Raw genomic sequence first — 7,058 nt, 5'->3', positions numbered from 1 at the left:
CGCCGATGACAACGGCGCGGTGGTCGAACAAGGAACGCGCCGTGACCAGACCGTGTGCCAAGCTCCCCAGGTCCGGTGATGTGTGCTCGATGTAGTCGGCGAGCCGGGTGGCTTGGTCGTGGAGCGCTGCGGCGGTGTCCGCGCTCACGACCAGAGGAATCGCCTGGTCGACTGGGTGTTTCGTAGACTGCCGCATACTGTCAGGGGCTTGTTCGATGATGACGTGCGCGTTGGTTCCGCTGACGCCGAAGGCGGATATCGCTGCTCGTCGCGGGCGGCCGGTTTCCGGCCAGTCTTGTCCCTCGGTGGCAAGCTCGAGCCTGCCAGTTGTCCAGTCGACATGGGTAGAGGGCTCGGTGACGTGCAGGGTTCTGGGCACGATTCCGTGCCGCATGGCCATGATTGTCTTGATGACGCCGCCGACGCCTGCTGCGGCTTGACTGTGGCCGATGTTCGATTTCAATGACCCCAGTAGGAGTGGGGGTGCCTCTGGCGGCCTTTGGCCGTAGGTGGCGAGCAGTGCTTGGGCTTCAATCGGGTCGCCCAGGCGTGTCCCGGTGCCGTGTGCCTCGACGACATCGACCTCACCTGCGGACAGGCGGGCGTTGGCAAGGGCTTGGCGGATCAGACGCTGCTGCGACGGGCCGTTGGGTGCGGTCAGGCCGTTCGACGCACCGTCCTGGTTGACTGCCGAGCCGCGTATCACGGCAAGAACTGGATGCCCGAGGCGTTGTGCGTCGGACAACCGCTCCAGCACCAGGACGCCTACACCTTCGGCCCACCCGGTTCCGTCCGCGCTGTCCGAAAAGGCCCTCGACCGGCCATCCGGAGAAAGACCTCCCTGCCGAGAGAACTCGACGAACGCTTGTGGCGAGGACATCACGGTCATACCGCATGCCAGGGCCATGGTGCATTCGTCCGCTCGCAACGCCTGCGCTGCCAAGTGCAAGGTCACCAGGGATGAGGAACAAGCGGTGTCCACGGTCATCGCGGGTCCTTCGAGCCCCAGCATGTAGGAGACCCGGCCCGACGCCACGCTCAACACATTGCCGATGGCCGCATAGCCATGCAGCTCCGCCGGCGTATTGGAGAGCCTGGACATGTAGTCGGATGGATAGGCTCCGGCGAAAACTCCGGTGCGGCTTCTGCGCAGCGAACGAGGATCGATCCCCACGCGCTCGATCGCCTCCCAGGACACTTCCAGCAGCAGGCGTTGCTGTGGGTCCATGGCCAGGGCTTCGCGTGGGGAGATACCGAAGAAGTCCGCGTCGAATCCGGAGACATCATCGAGGAAGCCGCCGTGCCTGACGTAGGTCTTGCCAGGCTGGTCAGGGTCTGGGTCGAACAGTGCCTCGACATCCCAACCCCGGTCTGCAGGGAACTCTCCGATCGCGTCGACACCTTGGCTGACCATGTCCCAGAGATCCTCGGGGGAAGCCACACCTCCTGGGAAGCGGCACGCCATTCCCACGACCACCACCGGATCCGCAGGCTGGAGCACGAGGGATTCCGCCGTTGTCGAAGGCGGTGCGAGGTTCTCCAGGAGAACGGCCAGGACATGCTCGGCGAGCTGTACAGGGGTCGGGCTGTCGAAGACCAACGAGGGCGGCAGTGCGATCCCGACCATCTCCGACAGGCGGTTCCTCAGCTCGACTCCGGTCAGCGAGTCGAAACCCATGTCGCTGAAGGGCTTCGTGACGTCGATCTCCGCCAGTGGCAGGTGCAGGATGGAGGAAATCTGGGTGGTCACTGTCTCGAGCGCTACGTTCATGCGGTCCTTCACGTCGGCTTCGAGCAGGCGACGACCGAGCAGGGTGCGCGACTCCGCAGGATCGGCGAGCGGCGCTGAAGCTTGCAGGACTTCAGGCTGCGCGCCCACGGAATCGGCCAGCCAGTAGCGGCGGTGTTGGAAGGCATAGGTCGGCAGACCAATGTCGAACGTGGTCTCCGTCGCTCCCGCGATAGCTGTCAGATCCACATCCACGCCACGGGTGAACAGCGCTCCCGCTGCGGTAACAGCCGCGGTCACCTCTGGTTGGGTGCGCCGCCCGAAGGAAAGGAACGCACACGCCGAGGCGTCTTCCGGCACGACGCATCGCTCTGCCAATGCGGCGAGGGCGCTATCCGGTCCGACCTCAAGAAACACGGAGACGCCCTCCTGCCGGAGAGTGCGTACACTGTCCAGGAACTGCACGGGGCGACGGACATGCCGGAGCCAATAGCTGGCCTGCCCGAGTTCCTCATCGCTCGCCTTTTTCCCGGTGACGTTCGAGATGATAGGTATGGCCGCGCTGCTGAACGCAATAGTGTCCAGGATTTGCTGAAACGCTGCCAACATCGGGGCCATGAGAGCCGAGTGGAAGGCGTGGCTGACTTTCAGTCGCTCAACGCGCCGACCACGGCTTTGCCATCGCGACATCAGGGCCGCCACGTCCGATTCGTTGCCTGACAGGACAACCGAGTCGGGTCCATTGACCGCGGCTATGGAGATCGCGTCGGGAAGACCCTCGGCTTGTACTTCCTGAACACTGACTTCGACAGCCACCATGGCTCCACCGGACGGCAGGTTCTGCATGAGGCGGGCACGAGCGGCGATCATCCGGCATGCATCGTCGAGCGTAAGCAGACCGGCAACATGGGCGGCGGTCACCTCGCCGAGCGAGTGACCCATCACGTGGCTGGGAGCCACTCCCCAGGATTCCAGCAGCCGGTACGACGCGACTTCGTGAACGAACAGAGCCGGTTGGGCGTAAAGGGTCTTGCTGAGCAATTCCGCGTCCTCGCCGAAGATCACATCGCGCAGCGAGACCGCCATGTGTCGCTCCAACGAAGCACACGCCGCGTCGAAAGCCTCGGCGAAAACCGGGTACGAGCGATACAGCTCGCGTCCCATACCGGGGCGCTGTGACCCTTGACCGGCGAAGACGATCGCCGTCTTGCCTTGCTCCCGCACGACGTCCACTGCCACGCCGGTCTCAGTGATGCCTAGGGCCACTGCACGGAGTCCTGCGAGGACCTCGTCGTGTGCTGTCCCGGCTATAACCGCACGGTGGTCGAAGAGAGAACGTGTGGTGAGCAGGTTGTGAGCCAGGTTCACCAGACTGGAGGAGTCGCGTTCGACGTGTTGGGCGAGCCGGGTGGCTTGGTCACGGAGTGCCGTGATGCTTTTCGCACTGAGCACGAGGGGAATCGCGCCGTTGATGGGCTGTCGCGCGGGTTGTTGTTCGATCTCAGGGGCTTGTTCGATGATGACGTGCGCGTTGGTTCCGCTGACGCCGAAGGCGGATATTGCTGCTCGTCGCGGGCGGCCGGTTGCCGGCCAGTCTTGTTCCTCGGTGGCAAGCTCGAGCCTGCCAGTTGTCCAGTCGACATGGGTAGAGGGCTCGGTGACGTGCAGGGTTCTGGGCACGATTCCGTGCCGCATGGCCATGATTGTCTTGATGACGCCGCCGACGCCTGCTGCGGCTTGACTGTGGCCGATGTTCGATTTCAATGACCCCAGTAGGAGTGGGGGTGCCTCTGGCGGCCTTTGGCCGTAGGTGGCGAGCAGTGCTTGGGCTTCAATCGGGTCGCCCAGGCGTGTCCCGGTGCCGTGTGCCTCGACGACATCGACCTCACCTGCGGACAGGCGGGCGTTGGCAAGGGCTTGGCGGATCAGACGCTGCTGCGACGGGCCGTTGGGTGCGGTCAGGCCGTTCGACGCACCGTCCTGGTTGACTGCCGAGCCGCGTATCACGGCAAGAACTGGATGCCCGAGGCGTTGTGCGTCGGACAACCGCTCCAGCACCAGGACGCCTACACCTTCGGCCCACCCGGTTCCGTCCGCGCTGTCCGAAAAGGCCCTCGACCGGCCATCCGGAGACAAGACGCGCTGCCGGGAGAACTCAATGAAGTTGGCGGGCGACGACATCACGGTTACGCCTCCTGCCAAGGCCATCGTGCACTCACCGGCCCGCAGGGATTGGACTGCCACGTGCAGCGCTACCAACGATGAGGAACACGCTGTGTCGACCGAAACTGCAGGCCCTTCCAGGCCCAACACGTAGGACATCCTGCCCGACGCGACACTCGCGATGTTGCCGGTCGCCGCATAGCCCTCAAGTTCCGCGGGTGGAGAGGGTAGATAGTCGGATGCGTAGATTCCGGTGAATACGCCCGTACAGCTGCCCCGTAGGGATAGAGGGTCGATCCCGGCACGCTCGACCGCCTCCCACGACACTTCCAGCAGCAGGCGTTGCTGTGGGTCCATGGCCAGGGCTTCGCGTGGGGAGATACCGAAGAATTCCGCGTCGAACCCAGCGATGTCGGTGAGGAAACCGCCAGATCGGGAATAGGTCTTGCCGGGCTGGTCGGGGTCCGGGTCGAATATAGCTTCGATGTCCCAGCCGCGGTCGTCCGGGAATCGGCCGACGGCGTCAACCCCTTGGCTGACCACGTCCCAGAGGTCTACGGGGGAGGAAACGCCTCCTGGGTAACGACACGCCATGCCCACGACCACAACGGGATCAGCCGACGCGGCCTCCAGTTCAGCGAGACGCTGGCGCGTCTGCTGGAGATCAGCGGTGACCCACTTGAGGTAGTCGACGAGCCTCTCGTTGTCAGCCATAGCTACTCTCCGCTCACGGGCGTCTTGTTCACGTCAGCTGCCCGACCCAGCTCGTTGTCGATGAACGCCAGGATCTCCGACTCCGTCGCCGTGTCGATCCTGCGGACGGTGTCCGAGTGCTGTTTTGGCTTGCCTGCCTTGCTTTCCCACTTCTGTTGGAGCTGCCTGATGCCGTTGGCAATAGCCGCACCCGACTGTCCATCGAGTGCGAGAGTGTCGAGGAGCGATTCGAGCTCGCTGAGCCGACGCAAGATCAGGTCTGGTGCCGGGCGCTCCGCCGGAAAGAGCTGGTCGAGGATGGCTGTCGCCATCTCGGGGGACGTCGGGTGGTCGAACACAGCGGTCGCCGGCAGTCGGACCCCAAACGTCTTGTTCAGCCGATTGCGCAATTGCAGGGAAGTCAGCGAATCGTAGCCGAGTTCCCGAAAAGCACGACCCGGATCGATTTCCTCGGCACTCCCGCCCAGGACAGCAGCAGCGTGTTTACGTATCAGGCCGAGAACGGTCTCGGCTCGCTCCACTGTGGAGGATTCACGCAGGGCTTCGATCAGCGCACGTCCTGGCATTTTGCCCGGGACTGAATCCGAGCGCCTTCTCAGCTTCTCGTGGTCGATACTTGCGGCGACAAGCAGAGGCTCAGGCAGGAGCCGGGCACGGTCGAACAGTGACACCCCTACTGCATCACTGAAGGGAACGACTCCGCTGTCGACGAGTCGCTGGTAGTCCGCAGGCGTCATGCCCTGTGTCATAGCGCTAGGCTGTTGCCACAACCCCCAGGCCATCGACTGGGCAGGCAGGCCGAGATCCCGGCGGTGCTGTGCCAGCGCGTCCAGGAAGGCGTTCGCCGCCGCGTATCCGGCCTGGCCGGCAGTGCCGATGATGCCTGCTACCGAGGAACAGAGAATGAAGAACGAGAGGTCCATTTGCCGGGTCGCCAAGTGGAGGTTCCATGCGGCATCCACCTTGGGCCGGAACACCGTGTCGACCTGTTCGTCGGTCAGCCGGGTCACGACACCGTCGTCAAGCTGGCCGGCGGCATGGATCACGCCGGTCAGTGGCGGCTGGACGTTCCGGAGCAGATCGCTCAGTTGATCCGGGTCACTGACATCGCAGGACTCGACGGCGGCCGTGGCTCCCGCGGCGCGAAGATCATCGAGAAGCTGTGGCGCGCCTTCGGCGTGCTGTCCTTGACGGCTGACCAACAGCAAGCGCTGTGCGCCGGACTTGGCCAGATGCCGGGCGAGTGTCGCACCCATCATTCCGGTGCCGCCCGTGATCAGGATGGTCCCGTCAGTGTGGACTTGCTCGCCCTGCCGCGTATCGGCTGGAACCAATTGGGGGACGACCATCTGCCCTGAACGGATGGCTACTTGTGGCTGTGCGCAACGAATGGCATCGGGGAGAGAAACTGCTGATTCGGCGTCATCGAGGTCCACGAGCTGAAATCGATCCGGGTGCTCGGTCTGAGCAGTGTGCAGCAGCCCCCATACGGTGGCGCTTGCCAGATCGGACAGCGCACCTCGAGTGACGAAGACCAGTCGACACGATTCCGTACGTGAGTCGGCAAGCCATTCGCGCAGCAAAGTCAGCGCTTCGTGAACATACTGGCGCGTGGCGACCGGCACATCATCGGTGTTGCCGTGTGGTGCCACGAAGGACACTACGACGTCGTGCCCACCGGCAATCGCCGCTGGCCACTCACGGTAGCGCACCGCTCTCGGTAGGTCGTTGCCGATAACCGCCCAGTCCTCGACAGACTGACGAGCTGGACGGGCAATCGGAACCCAGTCGATTCGGTGGAGCTGCGCCTTGTCCGAAATGGGGTCGGCGAGCCAGAACGACTGGTGTTGAAACGGATAGGGGGGCAGGCCGGTCGCGGCTGCGGGGTCAGGTTCTTGGGACGGAAGGAGTTTGGCCCAGTCGATGAATATCCCATGGACGAAGATCTTGGTCGCGTTGCTGAGCAGCGTCTCCAAGCCAGGTTGATCTTTTTGCAGTGTGCCAACGGCAGTACTGTCACCGTCAATGTGCGGAGTCAGAACGGGATGTCCGCTGACCTCGATGAAGACATCGTGTCCGCTGCTCTCCAACGCCTGGATGACGTCATGGAAACGGACTGGTTCGCGGAGGTTGCGGTACCAGTAGTCGCCGTCGAGTCCCGATCCGTCAATCCGATCACGAGTGACCGTGGAATACATCGGCACGTCAGGAACTCTGCTACTCACCTGCGCCAACGCGCTGACGAGAGGTTCCCGGAGGCTTTCCACCTGGGAGCTGTGGGATGCGTAGTCCACAGGCAAGAGGTGCGCTCGAACGCTGTCGGCTTGGGTGTTTGCGACGAAGTCATGTACGGCCGCGCTGTTTCCGGAGATCACTGTGCTGGTGGGGCTGTTCACCACGGCGATGCTGATGTGATCGCGCCATGGCGATGTTTCGAGTCGTTTCTCGACGT

At 63.6% G+C, this 7,058-nt stretch carries 1 protein-coding gene and 1 pseudogene; both read right to left on the bottom strand.

The genetic code is table 11. The features are described from left to right. Positions 1–4,567, bottom strand: a pseudogene (locus ACFYOY_RS48860) (beta-ketoacyl synthase N-terminal-like domain-containing protein); the annotation flags it as partial. 41 nt (positions 4,568–4,608) lie between these two features. Next, the coding region (locus ACFYOY_RS48855; RefSeq protein WP_351906444.1) for an SDR family NAD(P)-dependent oxidoreductase at positions 4,609–7,058 on the bottom strand (2,450 nt) is incomplete at its 5' end.

The organism is Streptomyces sp. NPDC007875, assembly GCF_042868035.1.
Taxonomy (GTDB): Bacteria; Actinomycetota; Actinomycetes; order Streptomycetales; family Streptomycetaceae; genus Streptomyces; species Streptomyces antimycoticus.
The sequence above is the reverse complement of the archived record's forward strand: the minus strand, read 5'-3'. Positions and strand labels throughout refer to the sequence as shown.